Source organism: Bacillus sp. NS1 (assembly GCF_058248265.1).
Genome location: NZ_JBZAZF010000003.1, coordinates 344,461 through 363,385, shown reverse-complemented (window position 1 = coordinate 363,385; position 18,925 = coordinate 344,461). Strand labels below are relative to the sequence as shown.

The window sequence follows — 18,925 nt, the reverse complement described above, 5'->3', positions numbered from 1 at the left end:
TTCGTCCGTTTATTATCTAATAGACCAACTGTTATTATAACATACCTTCAGCTAATTTTCATTGAGGCAGGCGGAAACGGGCCTTCCCCCTTTTCTAATGTCCGCTTTTCCGTTACCCTGTAATTAAGTAAGGAGAGATGATGATGAAGCCATTGGCATATCGGATGCGTCCGACTAAAATAGAGGATATTATCGGCCAGCAGCATCTGGTGGCTGAAGATAAAATTATTGGCAGAATGGTTCAGGCAAAACATTTGTCATCCATGATTTTGTACGGGCCACCCGGAATTGGAAAAACATCAATCGCAACAGCAATCGCCGGTTCAACAAGTATTGCTTTTCGAAAGCTGAACGCTGTCATTAACAATAAAAAAGATATGGAGATCGTAGCCCAGGAAGCTAAAATGTCAGGCAAAGTGATTTTAATTCTGGATGAAGTTCACAGGCTGGATAAAGGGAAGCAAGATTTTCTCTTGCCCTATTTAGAAAATGGGATGATCATTTTGATCGGAGCAACCACGGCAAACCCGTATCATGCCATTAATCCGGCGATCAGAAGCCGGACACAGATCTTTGAGCTTGAGCCGTTAACACCGGAACTGATTAAACAGGCTTTGGAACGGGCACTTCGTGATGAGCATCGGGGCCTTGGCACATATTCTGTATCGATCGATGATCAGGCGATGGAGCATTTAGCCCACGGATGCGGAGGAGATGTCCGCTCCGCTTTAAATGCGCTTGAACTGGCCGTCTTGTCAACGAAGGAGTCAGCCGACGGCGTAATTCACATTACATTAGAAACTGCGGAAGAATGTTTGCAGAAAAAGAGCTTTTCTCACGATAAAGATGGTGATGCGCATTATGATGTATTGTCCGCTTTTCAAAAATCGATCCGCGGCTCTGATGCCAACGCCGCTCTTCACTATTTGGCAAGATTAATTGAAGCCGGTGACCTGGAAAGCATCACAAGACGACTGCTTGTCATCGCCTATGAAGATATCGGCTTAGCAAGCCCGCAAGCCGGCCCAAGAGTGCTGCACGCTGTTCAGACCGCTGAGCGAGTCGGGTTTCCCGAAGCGCGAATCCCGCTGGCCAACGCAGTCATTGAACTTTGTCTCTCGCCGAAATCAAACTCAGCCATTCTGGCAATCGATGAGGCGCTTGCAGATATCAGAGCCGGAAAAATCGGGGATGTTCCAAAGCATTTAAAAGACGCGCATTACAAAGGAGCTCAGGAATTAGGAAGAGGAATCGACTATAAATACCCGCACAATTACGACAACGGATGGGTTGAACAGCAATATCTTCCTGATCCTTTAAAGAACAAGCAATATTACAAGCCGAAACAGACAGGAAAATTCGAATCTGCGTTAAAGCAGGTGTACGACAAATTAATGAAAAGAAAACAAAAACAGCCTTGATTATCAAGGCTGTTTTTTATGCGTTATTTATCTTTCACGCGTTTGATTTCAATGTCTTTCAAAAGATCCATGACAACATGCCCGCCCATAATCAAACCGGCAACTGACGGTACAAAAGCATTAGAGGATGGCGGCATTTTTGCTTTACGGATTTTCGCTTCGTCATTTCCCACTTCTTTTCTGACATCTTCCCGAATGACAATCGGGCTTTCGTCAGAGAAAATCACTTGAACGCCCTTTTTGATGCCTTCTTTGCGTAATCTCGTACGGACGACCTTCGCAATTGGATCAGTGTGCGTTTTTGAAATATCAGCGATTTGGAAACGTGTCGGATCCGTTTTATTCGCAGCACCCATGCTGGAGATGAGCGGAATATCCCGCTTCAAACATTCTTTCATTAAATGGATTTTATAATGAATGGTGTCTGACGCATCAATGACATAGTCAAGATTATATTCAAAAAATTGCTCATACGTTTCTTCCGTATAGAACATTTTTAACGCGATCACTTCACACTCCGGGTTAATGTCTGCGATTCGCGCTTTCATTAAATCAACTTTCGGCTGTCCGACTGTTGAAAGAAGCGCGTGAAGCTGACGGTTTACGTTTGTAATGTCCACATCATCTTTGTCGACAAGCAGAATGCGCCCGACGCCTGACCGCGCAAGAGCTTCCGCTGCGAACGATCCGACTCCGCCGACCCCAAGCACAGCAACCGTGCTGTGCTTCAGCGTTTCAAGGCCTTCTTTTCCGATAGCTAATTCATTGCGTGAAAACTGGTGTAACAAGAACCTCACTCCACATTCGTATTCTGGTTTCATCTATAAAATGGCTGTTCAAAAGCAGCCGTTTTTTCTGCGCACAAAAATAAAGTCCCAATAGTGCCGTTGTAGCTTTCCTTTGTTTTGAACCCGCTCTCAGCAGGTGGGTGCCCTCTTTTAAATCTTGTAAGTCCTCTTTACCGAATGAAAAGAGGCATGTACGCCATTTAAAAATGCGGGCTCCCAAATCAAAAAAATGTTCGGTCAAAACTAGGTGTACAACTAACACATCAGGACTTTATTTAACTTGTCAAAATCATATCACAGACGATTTTGATTTTCAAGAATCGAACTGCTTATTCAGCTCTTAACTTTTTTCTTAATAGCAAGGTGAAGCTCGTCAAGCTGAGCGTCGCTCACTTCCCCTGGCGCATCTGTCATCAGGCAGCTTGCACTTGCCGTTTTCGGGAATGCAATTGTATCTCTTAGGTTCGTACGACCTGCCAGAAGCATGACAAGACGGTCCAAGCCAAGCGCGATTCCGCCGTGCGGAGGAGCGCCGTAATCAAATGCTTCCAGTAAGAATCCGAACTGCTCAGCCGCTTCTTCTTGTGAGAAGCCGAGGAGCGCAAACATTTTTTCCTGAATATCCTTTTCGAAAATACGGATTGAACCGCCGCCAAGCTCATAGCCATTTAAGACGAGGTCATAGGCTTGTGCTTTCATGTCTTCAGGCGCTGTTTCAATCAATTCAAGGTCTTCACGGACAGGCATTGTGAACGGATGGTGTGCTGCGTAAAAACGCCCTTCCTCCGGATCATGCTCTAAAAGCGGCCAGTCGATGACCCATAAGAAATTGAACAGGTTTTCGTCAATCAGTCCGCGCTCTTTCCCAAGCTTTAAGCGCAGGGCGCCTAGTGATGCGGCTACAACCTCGAATTTATCCGCTCCGAACAGCAGCAAATCACCTTCAGCAGCATCAAGTGCTTCAATCAGCTTAGACTGCTTTTCTTCATCAAAGAATTTGGCGATCGGGCCTTTGACTCCGTCTGCCTCAACTTTTACCCAGGCAAGTCCTTTTGCCCCATAGTTAGCAGCAAAAGCGCCAAGAGCGTCGATGTCTTTTCTGGAGTAATCGCCGGCTCCGCCTTTTACATTGATGGCTTTTACCACGCCGCCGTTTTCCACTGCTGATGAGAATACTTTAAATTCGGTATCCTTCACAATGTCAGACACATCTGTCAAAAGCATGTCAAAACGCGTATCAGGTTTATCAGAACCGTATTTGTTCATTGCCTCGTCATACGTCATTCGAGGAAGAGGAAGCTTGAGTTCCACGCCTTTTGTTTCGCGCATAATCTTTGCCATCATGTCCTCAGCCAATGACATAATGTCTTCTTGGCTCATAAAGGACATTTCAATATCGATTTGCGTAAACTCAGGCTGGCGGTCTGCACGCAAATCTTCATCGCGGAAACAGCGGGCAATTTGATAATAGCGTTCAATGCCGGATACCATCAGAAGCTGTTTAAATAGCTGTGGAGACTGAGGCAGCGCATAGAACTCACCTTCGTGCACACGACTCGGCACCAAGTAGTCACGTGCGCCCTCAGGTGTGCTTTTTGTTAAAATCGGCGTTTCAATATCAAGAAACCCGTTTTCATCTAAAAAGCTGCGGGCAGCTTTCGTCACGTTATGGCGCATCTGCATCGTTTGAAACATAGCCGGTCTGCGCAAATCTAAGTAACGGTGTTTTAAACGGACGTCCTCTGATACGTCCTCTGCTTGGTCAGAAATCGCAAACGGAGGTGTCTTTGCAGCACTTAATACGGTCACTCCATCAGCTTGAATTTCGATTGCGCCTGTTTTCAAATTCGCATTGACTGTGCCTTCTTCACGCGCTACCACTTTCCCTTTAACATCAAGAACGTATTCGTTTCTAATGCCTTCCGCAATAGCAAGCGCTTCTTTTGACACATCAGGGTTAAACACGACTTGAACAATTCCTGTACGGTCACGCAAGTCAATAAATATCAATCCGCCAAGGTCCCGTCTTTTTTGGACCCAGCCTTTCAGCGTTACAGATTCGCCAATTGCTTTTTCAGTTATATCACCGCAATAATATGTTCTTCCAAACAATGCATTCCACTCCTTATCCCTTTTGGTTTGCCTTCATCACATGTATAAATTCATCAAGTGCCACTTCAATCTGTTCGCCCGTCTGTGCATCCTTTACATTGATTTTATTTTGGGCAAGCTCATCTTCACCCAATATCGCAATAAATCTGGCATTCAGGCGGTCAGCAGTTTTAAACTGGCCTTTCATTTTCTTATTTTCATAATCGATTTCGCTGGAAATGCCTGCTTCTCTCAGTTTGTACACCAATGAAACAGAATAATCCTTCGCTTTTTCACCGAGTGTGACAATATAGCAGTCGATTCCCTGATCAACAGGCAGCTCTCTTTTTTCAGCATCAATTGCGGCAAGCAGGCGTTCAATGCTCATCGCAAAACCGATGCCCGGCGCTTCAGGGCCGCCGATTTGTTCGACAAGTCCGTCGTAGCGTCCGCCGCCGGCAAGTGTCGTAATTGCGCCAAAGCCCTCCGCATTGCTCATGATTTCAAATGCGGTATGGTTGTAATAATCCAGCCCTCTCACAAGGTTAGGGTCAATTTCATACGAAATGCCCAGATCGTTTAAGTATTGTTTCACTTTTTCAAAATAAGCGGCCGATTCTTCATTTAAATAAGTCAGAATCGAAGGTGCCGATTTCATCAGCTCATGATCTCGGTCTTTTTTGCAGTCCAAGATTCTGAGCGGGTTTGTGTGCAGCCGTGACTGGCAGTCTGAACAAAACTCTTCGATGCGAGGCTCAAAATGTTTTACGAGTGCTTCTCTGTAGCTTTTGCGGCTTTCTTGGTCGCCGAGACTGTTTATCACAAGCTTAACGTTTTGCAATCCTGCTTTTTGATAAATACTCATCGCAAGCGCCATTACCTCGGCATCGATTGCAGGATCTTTCGAGCCTATCGCTTCAATTCCAAACTGATAAAACTGGCGGTAGCGGCCCGTCTGCGGACGTTCATAACGGAACATTGGCCCAACATAATAAAGTTTTGTCGGCTGGACAGGATTTGCGAATAGCTTGTTTTCATTAAAAGCGCGAACCGCCGCTGCTGTTCCTTCTGGACGAAGTGTCAGGCTTCTGCCTTTTCGGTCCTGAAAGGTATACATTTCTTTTTGTACGATATCCGTGGATTCTCCGACGCCTCTGGCAAACAGTTCTGTATGCTCAAAAATCGGTGTTCGAATTTCTTTATATTGATAAGTGCGGCAAGTGTCTCTCATAACTTGTTCAACAAACTGCCAGCGATCTGATTCTCCAGGCAGAATATCCTGTGTTCCTCTTGGAATGCTATATCCCATATGTAGACCTCCTTATGTATCCCTTATAAATATACAATGATCGTTAATGATGAAAATGAAAAAAACTCTCGTCCCTACTATACATGTATAGTAGGGACGAGAGTTATACCCGTGGTGCCACCCTAGTTGGAATATGTTCATATTCCCGCTCGATCCTTTAACGCAGGTTCACGTTCACTGCCTAATGACGGGTTTAACGCGTTCAGCAGGAAACCTCCGGAGTGTTGTTTCGAGAAAGACGCAATGGGATCCGCTTTCAGCCTGGGGCGGTTCCTCTCTAGCCATGCAATCTGACCTACTCTTCTCCATTATTGGTTCAAATCTTTCATCATTTGCTATGTACTCAATTTCTATTATAATAATGGGATTGGGGTTCTCTGTCAAGCTTTATTCCGGTTGTTTTTCCTCATCGCTGCTTCTTTAGACATAAGACCAAATTCAGATGCTGTTTCAGTAAGATAACCGGTCGTATCAGGATCTTCGTGATCGCTGTAATGCAGATTTGCTTCACCGTCGTGAAATGCACGTCCCATTTTTGGATGATATTTCATGATTTGCACACCTTTTTGATTGTATTTACGCCTAGTATAAACAAATCATTTTATTTTTATTTAAAAATCAGAAAGGACTTTACGATAATAAGCAAGAATGCTTTTTTTAATGATCATCAGAAAGGAGGACACAATGAGCAAGAAATACTTTGTTCTTATTGTATCTATTATTTTCGCCGGGGCGCTTTTCCCGCCACTTTCCTCCGTTACAGCCGCTCAAGGAGAGGCTGTCATCGCAACAGACGAAATGAACGTCAGAAGCGGCCCTGGGCTTAGCTACGGCATTACAGCGGAAGCAAAAAAAGGAGAGCGCTATCCGATTTTAAAGGAAGATGGAGACTGGGTGCAGATACAGCTTGGTTCCGGAGAAAAAGGATGGGTGGTCTCCTGGCTTATTACAAAGGAAGGCCAGGCCAGCACAAGCTCTTCGGAAAGCAGTGATACTGTGACATCAACAGACCCCGATCTGCGGATGAGAACTGGACCAGGCACTTCATACGAAGTCATCGGCAAATTCCCGCAAGGCAGCCAAGCGTCCGTCATTGATAAAGGTTCGGGCTGGGTCAAGATATCCTATCAAAATGCTACCGGATGGGTGTCATCTGAATATGTGACATCAGGCCACAGCAGTTCAGCGTCTTCGGAGAGTTCTCAAACCGAATCTTCCGGTGCTTCAACGGGCACGGTCGGTGTATCTTCACTAAATGTAAGAGCCTCCGCCTCACATGACGCAGCGATTATAACGAGACTTGATCGCGGAACGAAGCTGACGATTCTCAACGAGAAAAACGGCTGGGCTCACATCGAGGTGAAAGGGCTGAAAGGCTGGGTTGCAAGCCATTACCTTTTGACTAGTTCTGATCCAGCGGAAAGTTCGGCAAATGCCGGCAGTTCATCCTCCGCTAAAAAAGCCTATATTGTATACGGAGGAACGAATGTAAGAAGTGATGCATCAACATCAGCTTCGATCGTTGAACGCGCTGCCAAAGGAGATTCGTTCACCATTACAGGTTCAAAGGGCAGCTGGTATGAGATTAAGCTTGATAACGGACAGACTGGTTATGTAGCCAATTGGGTGGTCCAAACGTCTAAAAGCGCAGAAGAAGCAGGTGAACCCCCTGTCTCTGATTCCCCGTCCGGAAACGGTTCTCTGAACAATAAAACGATTATTGTTGACCCGGGACACGGAGGAAAAGACAGCGGAACGATCGGCTATTCGGGTAAATTCGAGAAAAACCTGACAATCAAAACGGCAAAACTGCTCGCCAGCAAACTCAGATCAGCTGGAGCAGATGTGTATGTGACACGCCAGGATGATACCTTTGTCAGCTTACAGTCACGTGTCTCCACATCTCACTATCGCAACGCTGACGCATTTATCAGCATTCACTATGACAGCTATGCGGATACTTCCACGAGAGGCAGCACTGCTTACTACTACAGTCCTGCCAAAGATGAGGAACTGGCATCGGATGTACACTCTGAAGTGGTGAAACGTTCTTCCATCCCGGACCGCGGCGTATTATTCGGAGATTATTATGTGCTACGTGAAAACAGACAGCCCGCGATGCTGTATGAGCTGGGATATGTAAGCCATCCGCAGGAAGAAGCCATTGTACATAGCAATTCATACCAAGAAAAAGTTACAGACGGAATCGAAAGCGGATTAGAGAAATACTTCCAATAAAAAAAGCTGCCTTTTGGCAGCTTTTTTATTTTGAATCCATTATGAGCGTGACCGGTCCGGAGTTTGTAAGCTGGACATCCATCATCGCTCCAAACGTTCCGGTCTCCACTTTGATTCCTTTTTCACGAAGCAGGTCGTTCCATTTTTCATATAGACCTAAAGCTTTATCAGGTTTAGCGGCGTTCATGTAGTTCGGACGGCGCCCTTTTCTCGTATCTCCGTAAAGCGTAAACTGTGAGACAGACAAAATCTCTCCTCCTATATCTAAAAGAGACAGATTCATTTTTCCTTCACTGTCGTCGAAAATACGAAGATGAACAACTTTATCGGCTAAATAAGCTGCATCCTCTTCTGTATCATCGTGAGTAATGCCGACCAGCACCATGATGCCTTGTCCAATTTGGCCGACGACCTCTTCATCCACTGTAACGCTTGCTTCTGTTACTCGCTGAACAACTAATCTCATTTTCTAACCCCTTTAGTTCATGACGCGGCGCACAGAATAGATATCTCTTATCTGTTTAATACGCTCGACGACTTTATGCAAGTGATTGATGTTCTGAATAAAAATCGCCATATGAATGGTTGCCACTTTATTGCGATCCGATTTGCCAGAGACAGATGAAATGTTTGTTTTCGTTTCATTCACTGCCTGAAGCACCTCGTTCAGCAATCCGCGGCGGTCATAGCCAAGAATCTCTATCTCAACATTGTACTCCTTGCGCTTTTGAACCTGTGACTCATGTTCCCACTCTACCGGGATCAGCCGTTCCTGAGCTTCATTCGTTTTGACATTCGGACAGTCTTCACGATGGACCGAAACCCCTCTGCCTTTTGTGATAAATCCGACTATATCGTCACCAGGTACAGGATTGCAGCATTTTGATAAACGGACAAGAAGATTGTCGATGCCTTTGACACGAACGCCCGCTTCCCGTTTTCTGCCCTGCGGGTATGGTTTAGATTCCGCATTGACTTCCTGAACGATCTTTTCCTGTTCTTCCTGATCGCGCTGCTTTCTCTCTTTTTCCGTCAGGCGGTTTGCCACCTGTAAGGCTGTAATGCCGTTGTAGCCAACCGCGGCGTACATATCCTCTTCATTTGAGAAATTAAACTTGTCAGCAACCTTCTGGATATTCTCCGGCGTTAAGACATCCTTCACTTCAAAATCCAGATTTTTAATTTCTTTTTCGACCAGTTCACGGCCTTTTTCGACATTTTCTTCACGCCGCTGTTTCTTAAAGAATTGACGGATCTTATGCTTCGCCTGGGATGTTTGCGCAAGCTTGACCCAATCCTGGCTCGGACCGTAGGAATGCTTAGAGGTGAGAATTTCAACGATATCACCCGTCCGAAGCTTATGGTCCAGCGTTACCATTTTTCCGTTTACTTTGGCACCGATTGTCTTATTGCCGATTTCCGAGTGAATCCGGTAAGAAAAATCAATCGGAACAGAACCGGACGGAAGCTCGATTACATCTCCTTTCGGCGTAAAAACATACACCATGTCAGAAAACAAATCGATTTTGAGTGATTCCATAAATTCTTCTGCATCTGTTGATTCATTTTGGAATTCTAAAATTTCACGGAACCAAGAAAGCTTTTTCTCAAAGGTTGCGCCTTCATTGGCCGCTTTCCCTTCTTTATAAGCCCAGTGAGCCGCAACCCCGTATTCCGCAATTTCATGCATTTCAAAGGTGCGGATCTGCACTTCCAGCGGATCACCTTTAGGCCCGATAACCGTAGTATGAAGCGATTGATACATATTCGGCTTCGGCATTGCGATATAATCTTTGAATCTGCCGGGCATCGGCTTCCAGCAAGTGTGAATGATGCCGAGCACCGCGTAGCAGTCCTTTATGCTATTCACAAGAATGCGGACAGCCAGTAAATCGTAAATTTCGTTGAATTGCTTATTTTGCAGCACCATTTTTCGATAAATACTGTAAATATGTTTCGGACGTCCCGAGAAGTCAGCCTTGATGTTCACTTCTTCGACACGTTTCTTCACTTCATTGACAACCTCTTCGACATAAAGCTCACGTTCTGCGCGTTTCTTCTTCATGAGGTTGACAATTCTGTAATATTGCTGAGGATTCAAATAACGGAGCGCCGTATCTTCTAATTCCCACTTAATTTTTGAAATCCCGAGACGATGTGCCAAAGGAGCAAAAATCTCCAGTGTTTCATTAGAAATTCTCCGCTGTTTTTCTTGAGGCAGATGTTTCAGCGTCCGCATATTGTGAAGACGATCCGCCAGCTTGATCAGTATGACCCGGATATCTTGAGCCATAGCGACAAACATTTTGCGATGATTTTCCGCCTGCTGTTCCTCTTGAGATTTATATTTAATTTTACCGAGCTTCGTTACGCCGTCCACAAGCATTGCCACTTCTTCGGAAAATGCTTCTTTCAGGTCATCGAGCGTCACATCTGTATCTTCCACGACATCGTGCAAAAATCCGCCCGCGATTGTGGAAGGGTCCATTTCAAGATCAACGAGAATCCCCGCAACCTGAATCGGATGAATAATATATGGCTCGCCCGATTTGCGGTATTGCTCGCGGTGAGCATCTTCAGCGTACAGATATGCTTTTTCGACAAATGCGATATGCTCATCAGATAGATAGCTGCGCGCTTTATCAATAACTTGCTCGGCAGTCAATACTTGTTCGTTCGCCATGGAATCACCTTTTTTAGAATGTAAACTGTATTGTAGTTTATTATCAAGAAAAAAACGAAAGATGTAAAGAGCAGAAGTTCAAATAGCCAAATATTATATAAAATAAATGCAAACAATAGGAAAAAAGCACCCTGACATGGAGTGCTTTTTTCGTTATGCGATTATCTTTAGTATTTCATCAATGTCAATATGTCATAATCTTCAAGCTTATTTCTGCCGTCAAGGTAAGAAAGCTCTATTAAGAAAGCGATACCAGCAACAATGCCGCCAAGCTCTTCAACAAGTTTGATTGTTGCTTCAATTGTGCCGCCTGTCGCAAGCAAGTCGTCTGTAATCAGCACACGCTGACCCGGTTTAATTGCATCTTTGTGGATCGTTAATACGTCTTTTCCGTATTCCAAGCCGTAGTCCACTTTGATCACTTCACGAGGCAATTTGCCTTCTTTGCGGACCGGCGCAAAGCCTACGCCAAGCGCGTAAGCAACGGGACAGCCGATAATAAAGCCGCGCGCTTCAGGGCCGACGACCAAATCAATTTGCTTTTCTTTCGCATATTCAACAATTTGGTCTGTGGCATAGCGGTATACGTCGCCTTTATCCATCAGTGTCGTAATATCTTTAAATTGCACGCCCTCTTTCGGGTAATCCGGTACAATTGTTACGTATTGTTTTAAATCCATCTGTTTTATGTCCTCCTCGTACTTTCATAAGCCTCTGAATCTTGTTTCATCAGCTTATTCAGCCATTCCTTCAGCTCTTCAGCAGAAGAATAATTCAGCTTTTGATCCAGTTCCATCAGCTGCTGTTTCGCCTGATATGTTTGTGAGTCTGTTAAGTCGCGTTTCTTTACTCCGCTAACCACAGACAGCACACCATTCTCTATTTTAACAAAACCTAGATCAAAAAACACCTTTGTCATGAAATTGATTGTTTCAACGGACCAGCCTTTATGTCTCGCTAGCTCTGAACCGTGTTTTTTTACGTCAAAAGCGCCTCTTTTCAGCAAGAACGCATAATACCATTTAAAGTGGTCTCTTGCGGGAAATGTTGATAAAAAGTGGTCCTCTTGATTGAGAAAAATGAAATATATCCGCTCAGGCGTCTTGCCTTCCAGCAATCGTGCAAGCATGTCCAAGGAAGGCGGCGGATCCAGTAATACAATATATGCACCATCGAGGTCAAACGCCTTCGCTTGATCTTCAGAGCTGATGACGTGCACTTCACGGCGAAGGTCTTCAGTCTGAAGAAGTGTTGTTGAGTCTTCTTTGAAAGAGACAATGGCCCGTTTAGCAGATGGAAGCACGGAAACTGTGTCTTCCCACATCCGTTTTCCCCTTAAATCAAACAGCTGCCATTCAGAAACAGCGGCATCCTTAATCATTAGCTGCGGTTTTTTTCTATTGTTCCATTCGTTGATAGACATCTCACCGACAATTGAAATTTTTGAACCCGGGACGATGCTTTCTTCGAGCTCACCTTTATTAAAACCGACGCAATCAAGCTGAGACGACTCGTTTCTGACCGTCATTTTTACATGATTTTTATTAGCGCCGATCTTGCGGACATCTTCCAGCACAGCGTTTTCTACGAGAACGTGCGGTTTCGGGTTCAGCATGCCAAACGGGGACAGCAGGTTCATTTCTGTGATGCTTTCAACCGTAATGTCCTCGACACCGCAGACGAGATCGACTTCCTGAACAGGAATAAAATCCTCTTCCGTCAGCGTATTGTCTGCTATTTCATTCAGCCTGTTACGCAAATCCGGCACATCTTCAGCATTCAGCGTCATCCCAGCCGCCATTGGATGGCCGCCGAAATGAGGAAGAATATCTCTGCATTCAGAAAGGCTCTCGAATAAATTAAAACCTCTGATGCTTCGGGCCGAGCCTTTAGCGATCCCTTTTTCTTCATCAATGCCAAGCACAATGGCCGGGCGGTAGAAACGCTCCACAAGCTTTGAAGCCACAATCCCGACGACTCCTGGATTCCACCCGGCTTTGGCCACGACGATTGCAGTTTGATCGAGACCTTGCTGTTCAACCATTTCAATCGCTTCATCCGTCATTTTGCTGACCATTTTTTGGCGCTCTTTGTTCAGCTGGTCAATTTCAGTGGCTAGCCCTTCCGCTTCAAACGAATCCTCTGACATGAGCAAATGAACAGCGGGATCTGCCTGTTCGATCCGTCCGACGGCATTCAGCCTTGGTGCTATCTGGAACCCGACAGTTTCTTCGTTCGCTTCTCCGATGTCTCCGCCTGACAGCTTGATCAGCTCTTTTAAGCCCAGCCGATTCGTCCGACGAAGTTTTTCAAGTCCTAGTGTTGCAATTAATCTGTTTTCGTCATGCAACGGGACAAGATCGGCAATGGTGCCGATTGCCGCCAAGTCAAGCACTTCATCTGGGAGTTCGCCCAATAAAGCGTGGGCAAGCTTAAACGCGACTCCGACTCCGGCAAGTTCTTTAAATGGGTAGGTGCAGCCGGGCTGCTTCGGATGCACGATCGCATGGACATCCGGAAGCTCCGGTCCCGGTTCATGGTGATCGGTAATAATGACATCCAATCCGAGTTCCTTTGCCACCTTCGCTTCATGCACAGCGGCAATTCCTGTATCAACCGTAATAATCAGAGAGAAGCCCCGTTCTTTAATCAAACGAAACGCCTGTTCATTAGGGCCATATCCTTCTTTAAAGCGGTCAGGTATATAAAAATCAACTTGAGCCGACAGCTTTTGCAGCGTGTGGAGCATCACTGACGTACTGGTAACTCCATCGGCGTCATAATCGCCATATATCATAATCTGTTCTTGTTGTGAAATCGCCTGTTTTATTCGATCTGCCGCTTCTTTCATGCCCTTCATTTCGAAAGGATCATAAAAATCGGCATCCTTTGTATGTAAAAACAGCCTTGCGCTTTCTGCCGTATCAAAGCCTCTTTTTACAAGCAGGGACGCAACAAGAGGTGTTATATGCAATTGTTCTGTGAGTGATTTGACCTTATCCTGATCTGGTCGCTGGATTTCCCATCGCATTTTTGACGCTAACATAAATTCACCCCTCAACCACCCTATTATACTAGAGCAGGCTGAGGGGTTTCAAATATTATTCGAAAACTAGTCTTTTTTCTCAAGTCCGGTTGATGTATCCTGTATGTCATTCTGTTTAGCATACAGTGTATCTTCTTGTTTATGTATCGTCTCTTGTGTTGTGTTGTTTTCTTTCCGCAACGCTTTTATTTCCCGTTTTAATTTCATCACCTGAAAAATACCGGCAGAAAATACGATCAGCGCGCCCATTAAAACTGAGCCTAAAATGACTAGAATGAGCGGCCACTCCGATCTGCCAAACAGGTAATCAACTTCTACGGCCCTTACATTAATAACTGCAAAAATAGCGACAATTAAGGTGAAAATAAGTGCGAATATTATTGTCCATTGTTTGTTCATTCTCTTTCCCCCAAAGTTTATTTACCTGAGGTAACTTTCCCTGTCAGGACTGGTTTTAAACATGGCTTGACACTCGGTCAAGCCATGTTTGCGGTTAATTTTTCCCGGATCAGTCTCTTCAGTCCATGTCCATCACCGGAAATTACAAGTGTATCGCCTTCATCAATGACTGTTTCAGATCCCGGATTAAGTTGTTTATCCTGATTCTTCTTAATAATCGCAATGACCGTCACATGGTATTCCTGCCTCGCATCCAAGTCACCAATTGTATGATGAATGGCAGGCGCTCCCGTCTCTGCTTTACACCACTCTATGATTAAATCATCAAGTGCTGCCTCGACCCTTTCTAATGCTTTTGGTTTATATGCCATTCCGCCGAGAATTGCAGAAATCTGCCTTGCTTCAGCGTCATCAAACTGCACGGAGGCAACACATTCTTCATGATCGTTTTCATCAAAATAGTACAACTCTCTCCGGCCGTCATGATGAATGATAATTGATATTTTATCGCGGTTTCTAGTAACGATTTCGACTTTATGCCCTATGCCCGGCAGCTCCGATTCGCGAACCCTCATATATAAACCCTCCTACATATCTGAAAACCAGTCACAAACACTCTTAACACCATTTATATGTGTAAATGTAAGCGTATGTCATTATAGCAAATGTCTATTTTAAGTTCAACGAAACTTAAAAAACAGGCTGCCCGCAAAGGACAGCCTGACATTTTTTATTGCACTGAATCTTTTTTCAGTTCTTTCCCTTTCCATACAAGCCAAATTTGTGCAGCAATGTAGAGAGAGGAATAAACGCCTGTTAACAGCCCGACCAACAAAGCGACTGAGAAGTTTGTAATCGAAGATGCCCCAAAGATGAGCAGTGTCACTACAACAATCACGACAGTTAATACAGTGTTAATTGATCGTGTAAAGGTTTGCTGCAGGCTCAGGTTTACAATATGGTTGAGGTCGGCAAATGTTTTCGGCTTGCGCTTCTTCATATGCTCGCGAATCCTGTCAAATGTAACGATTGTATCGTTAATCGAATACCCGATAATCGTCAGTATAGCGGCGATGAATGTAACATCTATCTCCAGCCTTGTAATACTGAAAACCGTGACGATAAAGAATGCGTCATATAGCAGTGAAGCTATTGCGGCGATCGCCATTCTATATTCGAATCGGATTGAAACGTAAATAATGATTCCGATAGAAGCGATAGCAAGTGCGTACAGAGCATTTCTTGCCAGCTCTTTACCGACTGTCGGTGAAACTGTGCTGACATTTGGCTCTGTCCCGTATTTGTCTTTAAAGTGCGTTTTTACTTTGGCAATCGTTTCTTTGTCTGGCACTCCAACAAAACGGGCAACACCGATATTTTTCTTTTCGCCTGACAGAACAATGGTGTCAGGGTCCATGCCAAGTGATTCAAAATCTTTCTCCACCTGCTCTGTCGTCAGCTTATGATCACTTTGGACTTCAATCCGTGCACCGCTCGCAAAGTCAATGCCCAGATTCAGCTTAAATACAAGCAGGATAATAACCCCGGCAATTGTGATTGCACTTGAGAAGATAAAGAAATACTTGCGTTTGCTCGTGAAATCCCATTTTTGGAACAACGTATGCGGCTCTGTATTTTCATCTGTATCCTGAATATTCATAATGTGTTTCTTGTTGACGCCAAACCAGCCTTTTTTCCGATCAAGCCATCTGCTTTCCACAAGAAGAGCGAGAAGAAATCTTGATAAGAAAACGGCAGTGATAAAGCTTGTCAAAATCGACAGAATCAGCATCGTTGCAAACCCTTTAACAGAGCTTGTCCCAAAGATGAAGAGTACAACAGCAGCAATAATCGTTGTAACATTCGCATCAAGAATCGTTGCGAATGACCGTCTGTTTCCTGAACGGAAGGCAGAGCGGACTGATTTTCCTAGCTTGAGCTCTTCTTTAATCCGCTCATAGGTGATGATGTTGGCATCGACAGCCATCCCGACACCTAAAATGAGCGCTGCAATTCCCGGAAGCGTGAGTACAGCATTCATCCAGTCAAAGACTTGAAGTGTAATGTAGATATAAACCGATAGCGTAATCACCGCAATAAATCCCGGCAGGCGGTAATAGAAAAGCATAAATAAGAAAATAATTGCGATACCGACAATACCGGCAAACACCGTATCATGGAGCGCCTGCTGGCCGAATTGTGCACCTACTGAAGTTGAGTATTTTTCAGTCAGTTTCACAGGAAGCGCGCCGGCGTTTAAAATGCTGGCTAAATCTTTTGCTTCTTGAACAGTAAACTGTCCTTCAATTGTAACGTCTGTTGTGTTTAATTCCTGACTTACATTTGGAGCTGATACATATTTAGGATGTTCTTTTTGAACTTCTTTTTTAAAGGAGTCCCCTTTTTCGTAATCCATCCAAATGACAAGCTGGTTATTTGGCGCCATTTTCATGACCTTCTTGGTCACTTCGCCGAATTTATCAGCATCCTTCAGTTTAATACTGACAATCGGCTCATTTGTTTTGGCGTCATATGTTTGTTTAGCCCCGTTTTCGACGAGGTCAGAGCCATTCAGCAATTCCTTATCATTTGTATCCCTGAAAGAAAGCTGCGCTTCAGTGGCCAAGATTTCACGCGCTCTGTTTTGGTTTGTCACCCCAGCGAGCTGTACGCGAATCCGGTTATCTCCTTCAATTTGGATGTTCGGTTCGCTGACACCGAGAACATTGGCCCTGCGGTTCAACGCCTCTACTGTGCTGACCAGAACGTCTTTTGTGATTTTGTCACCTTTTTTTACAGGCTGTACATCATACAGCACCTCAAATCCGCCTTGCAAATCCAATCCTAACGTAATATTGTTCGCGGCAGGCTTCGTAAAGTAGCCCAAGCCCGTGCCGATCAATAAAACGAGAAGGAAAAACGCAATCAAGCGTCCTTTTTTCATTATGTATATCCTCCCTTAAACCTGTGCGAATCAACCTGCTATCTCAGCAGTTCTTCCAATGCTTCCTGGCCTTCTTCACTGCCCAGCCAATTAGACGTTTTAAATGACTCAACAGTTGCATAGTTCATAAATTCGCCAATTTTCACTGATAAAATATCACTCGTCATTTCATAGATGTGCAGTTCCGTTTTCTTTTTCCACTTCTTGCCTGTTAAGTATGACCACAAACTTTCGAGTTCAACATCATCATACCCTAGAATCTTAAACTCTTCCAGTTTGCTGTAAAGAAACGGCCTGACGTGGTCTTTATATAGATCAGCAGGATGCTTCTCCATGAATTCCACGCTCCTTTTTATTGTTTTTCAAGAAGACTTGTCATGCTTGGACGATATATACGCATATCTTTATTGTATATGATTACAGGTAGTTTGAGAAGGCAGGGGGTAAAAATGGCGAAACAGACGTTTTTAAGGGGCACTCTTATTCTGATCGCAGCAGGAATGGTTACAAGAATGCTCGGGTTTGTCAACCGGGTGGTTATCGCCCGTTTTATCGGTGAAGAAGGAGTCGGGCTTTACATGATGGCGGCGCCTACCTTCTTCTTGGCCACTACATTAACTCAATTCGGTCTGCCGGTCGCGATCAGCAAGCTTGTCGCTGAAGCCAGCGCGCGCGGAGATCATCAAAAAACAAAAAATATTTTAGTCATGTCTCTTACCATCACAGGAGTGCTCAGCCTGATCTTTACACCGCTGTTTCTGTTTTTCGCCCCGGTTATGGCTGAAACGATGCTGACAGATAAGAGAACACTGTACCCGCTCCTGGCCATTACGCCGGTTGTGCCGATTATCGCTATATCAAGTGTGCTGAGGGGATACTTTCAAGGAAAACAGAATATGAACCCGCTTGCTGTGTCCCAGGTTCTTGAGCAGGTCGTCCGCATTTCACTCGTCGCTCTCTGTACAACGATTTTTCTCCCTTACGGAATTGAATATGCCGCAGCGGGGGCAATGCTATCCTCAGTCGCAGGGGAGCTGGCGTCACTCCTGTATTTATTTGTTTGTTTTAAATATAAAAAGACAATTAAAATCAGAAAGCACTTTTTCCAATCGATTAAAAACGGAAAACAAACATTTTCCCAATTAATGAGTGTGTCCCTTCCAACGACCGGGAGCCGCTTTATTGGCAACCTTTCTTGGTTTTTCGAGCCGATTGTCGTCGCTCAAAGCCTTGCTATCGCCGGTGTAGCGACAGTTGCCGCCACAAAGCAATACGGGGAGCTGACCGGCTTTGCCATGACGCTGCTGACTCTGCCCAGCTTTATTACATATTCTTTGTCGACCGCGCTTGTTCCTGCGATCAGTGAAGGAATGGAGCAGAAAAAACTGCAGGTGGTGGAATACCGCTTGGAACAGGCCATGCGTCTTTGCCTGCTCAGCGGAGGCATTTCAGTTGTCATTTTATTTGTATTTGCGGATGAGCTGATGAGGGTGATGTACGGTTCCTCTGGCGCAGCTGTATTCATAAAAGTGATGGCCCCGTTTTTTCTGCTTTATTATTTCCAAGGCCCTCTTCAAGCTGTGCTGCAGGCGCTTAATTTAGCGGGGGCTGCGATGATGAACAGCTTAATCGGAGCACTTGTTAAAACAGGCCTTATTTTCGTCCTTGCCACCAGACCGTCTCTTGGCATTATGGGGGCGGCATTAGCCATTGTGACAGGCATGGTGCTCGTTACGCTTTTGCACGCGGCAACCGTAAGCAAGGTGCTGCCGATCAGTATCAAAATCAAGGAGTACGCGCTCAGCTTTGCTGTTATAGTAATTTGCGGATTCATCAGCTCCGCCATCAAACAATATGTAAGCTTTGGATCGTCCGAGGCTGTGAATGTCGCTGGATGGATTACGATAAGTACTGCCATCTATATCATCCTCCTGCTCGCTTTCCGTTTAATTAAAAAAGATGAGCTTCGCCGCATTCCTATTATCGGACGTCTGATCGTCCGCTAA

Annotated in this window: 15 protein-coding genes, 1 other RNA gene and 1 other annotated feature; of the genes, 3 read left to right on the top strand and 13 right to left on the bottom strand. The window is 44.9% G+C overall.

Features of this window, described 5'->3' with window-relative positions; all coding sequences use genetic code 11:
• Positions 1-143 precede the first annotated feature (143 nt).
• Positions 144-1,421, top strand: a complete 1,278-nt coding sequence (locus tag AC4CV5_RS12220) for a replication-associated recombination protein A (RefSeq protein ID WP_490922887.1) — start codon at positions 144-146, stop codon at positions 1,419-1,421.
• 23 nt (positions 1,422-1,444) lie between these two features.
• Here the strand turns inward: AC4CV5_RS12220 and AC4CV5_RS12215 are convergent, their stop codons facing one another.
• The 5 genes from AC4CV5_RS12215 to AC4CV5_RS12195 all read right to left on the bottom strand — a co-directional run bounded on the left by AC4CV5_RS12215 (position 1,445) and on the right by AC4CV5_RS12195 (position 6,160).
• Positions 1,445-2,209, bottom strand: a complete 765-nt coding sequence (locus tag AC4CV5_RS12215) for a tRNA threonylcarbamoyladenosine dehydratase (RefSeq protein ID WP_166850204.1) — start codon at positions 2,207-2,209, stop codon at positions 1,445-1,447.
• An 80-nt stretch (positions 2,210-2,289) separates the two neighbouring features.
• Positions 2,290-2,482, bottom strand: a non-coding RNA gene (gene ssrS, locus AC4CV5_RS12210) — 6S RNA.
• A gap of 60 nt (positions 2,483-2,542) precedes the next feature.
• Positions 2,543-4,321, bottom strand: a complete 1,779-nt coding sequence (gene aspS, locus AC4CV5_RS12205; protein WP_490922884.1) for an aspartate--tRNA ligase — start codon at positions 4,319-4,321, stop codon at positions 2,543-2,545.
• A gap of 13 nt (positions 4,322-4,334) precedes the next feature.
• A complete protein-coding gene (gene hisS, locus AC4CV5_RS12200) occupies positions 4,335-5,609 on the bottom strand; it encodes a histidine--tRNA ligase (protein WP_222143255.1) in 1,275 nt (424 codons plus the stop codon).
• Between the two features lie 89 nt (positions 5,610-5,698).
• Positions 5,699-5,930: a binding site (T-box leader), on the bottom strand.
• A gap of 59 nt (positions 5,931-5,989) precedes the next feature.
• Positions 5,990-6,160: a YrzK family protein gene (locus tag AC4CV5_RS12195; protein ID WP_166850198.1), complete on the bottom strand. Its 171-nt coding sequence runs from the start codon at positions 6,158-6,160 to the stop codon at positions 5,990-5,992.
• Positions 6,161-6,293: 133 nt separating this feature from the next.
• On the opposite strand from AC4CV5_RS12195, the gene AC4CV5_RS12190 reads away from it, so the two are divergent.
• Positions 6,294-7,847 (top strand): N-acetylmuramoyl-L-alanine amidase family protein, encoded by a 1,554-nt coding sequence (locus tag AC4CV5_RS12190; protein WP_166850195.1) that lies wholly within the window; start codon positions 6,294-6,296, stop codon positions 7,845-7,847.
• A gap of 25 nt (positions 7,848-7,872) precedes the next feature.
• Here the strand turns inward: AC4CV5_RS12190 and dtd are convergent, their stop codons facing one another.
• From dtd to comN, 8 genes are all read right to left on the bottom strand, one after another.
• On the bottom strand, positions 7,873-8,313 hold the full coding sequence (gene dtd, locus AC4CV5_RS12185) for a D-aminoacyl-tRNA deacylase (protein WP_166850192.1): 441 nt from the start codon (positions 8,311-8,313) through the stop codon (positions 7,873-7,875).
• A gap of 12 nt (positions 8,314-8,325) precedes the next feature.
• Positions 8,326-10,530: a GTP diphosphokinase gene (gene relA, locus AC4CV5_RS12180; protein ID WP_166850189.1), complete on the bottom strand. Its 2,205-nt coding sequence runs from the start codon at positions 10,528-10,530 to the stop codon at positions 8,326-8,328.
• A 167-nt stretch (positions 10,531-10,697) separates the two neighbouring features.
• Positions 10,698-11,210 (bottom strand): adenine phosphoribosyltransferase, encoded by a 513-nt coding sequence (locus tag AC4CV5_RS12175; protein ID WP_166850173.1) that lies wholly within the window; start codon positions 11,208-11,210, stop codon positions 10,698-10,700.
• A gap of 5 nt (positions 11,211-11,215) precedes the next feature.
• Entirely contained in the window at positions 11,216-13,576 is a 2,361-nt protein-coding gene (gene recJ, locus AC4CV5_RS12170; protein ID WP_166850171.1) for a single-stranded-DNA-specific exonuclease RecJ, read from the bottom strand.
• A 66-nt stretch (positions 13,577-13,642) separates the two neighbouring features.
• Positions 13,643-13,975, bottom strand: a complete 333-nt coding sequence (locus tag AC4CV5_RS12165; RefSeq protein ID WP_490922881.1) for a LapA family protein — start codon at positions 13,973-13,975, stop codon at positions 13,643-13,645.
• 77 nt (positions 13,976-14,052) lie between these two features.
• Positions 14,053-14,550: a cation:proton antiporter regulatory subunit gene (locus AC4CV5_RS12160; RefSeq protein WP_490922879.1), complete on the bottom strand. Its 498-nt coding sequence runs from the start codon at positions 14,548-14,550 to the stop codon at positions 14,053-14,055.
• A 155-nt stretch (positions 14,551-14,705) separates the two neighbouring features.
• Complete coding sequence (gene secDF / locus AC4CV5_RS12155) at positions 14,706-16,919, bottom strand: protein translocase subunit SecDF (RefSeq protein WP_373923722.1); 2,214 nt, start codon at positions 16,917-16,919, stop codon at positions 14,706-14,708.
• Between the two features lie 38 nt (positions 16,920-16,957).
• The gene (comN, locus tag AC4CV5_RS12150; protein ID WP_003222684.1) at positions 16,958-17,254 is read right to left on the bottom strand and encodes a post-transcriptional regulator ComN; all 297 of its coding nucleotides are present in this window, start codon (positions 17,252-17,254) and stop codon (positions 16,958-16,960) included.
• A 114-nt stretch (positions 17,255-17,368) separates the two neighbouring features.
• On the opposite strand from comN, the gene spoVB reads away from it, so the two are divergent.
• A complete protein-coding gene (gene spoVB, locus AC4CV5_RS12145) occupies positions 17,369-18,925 on the top strand; it encodes a stage V sporulation protein B (protein WP_326221346.1) in 1,557 nt (518 codons plus the stop codon).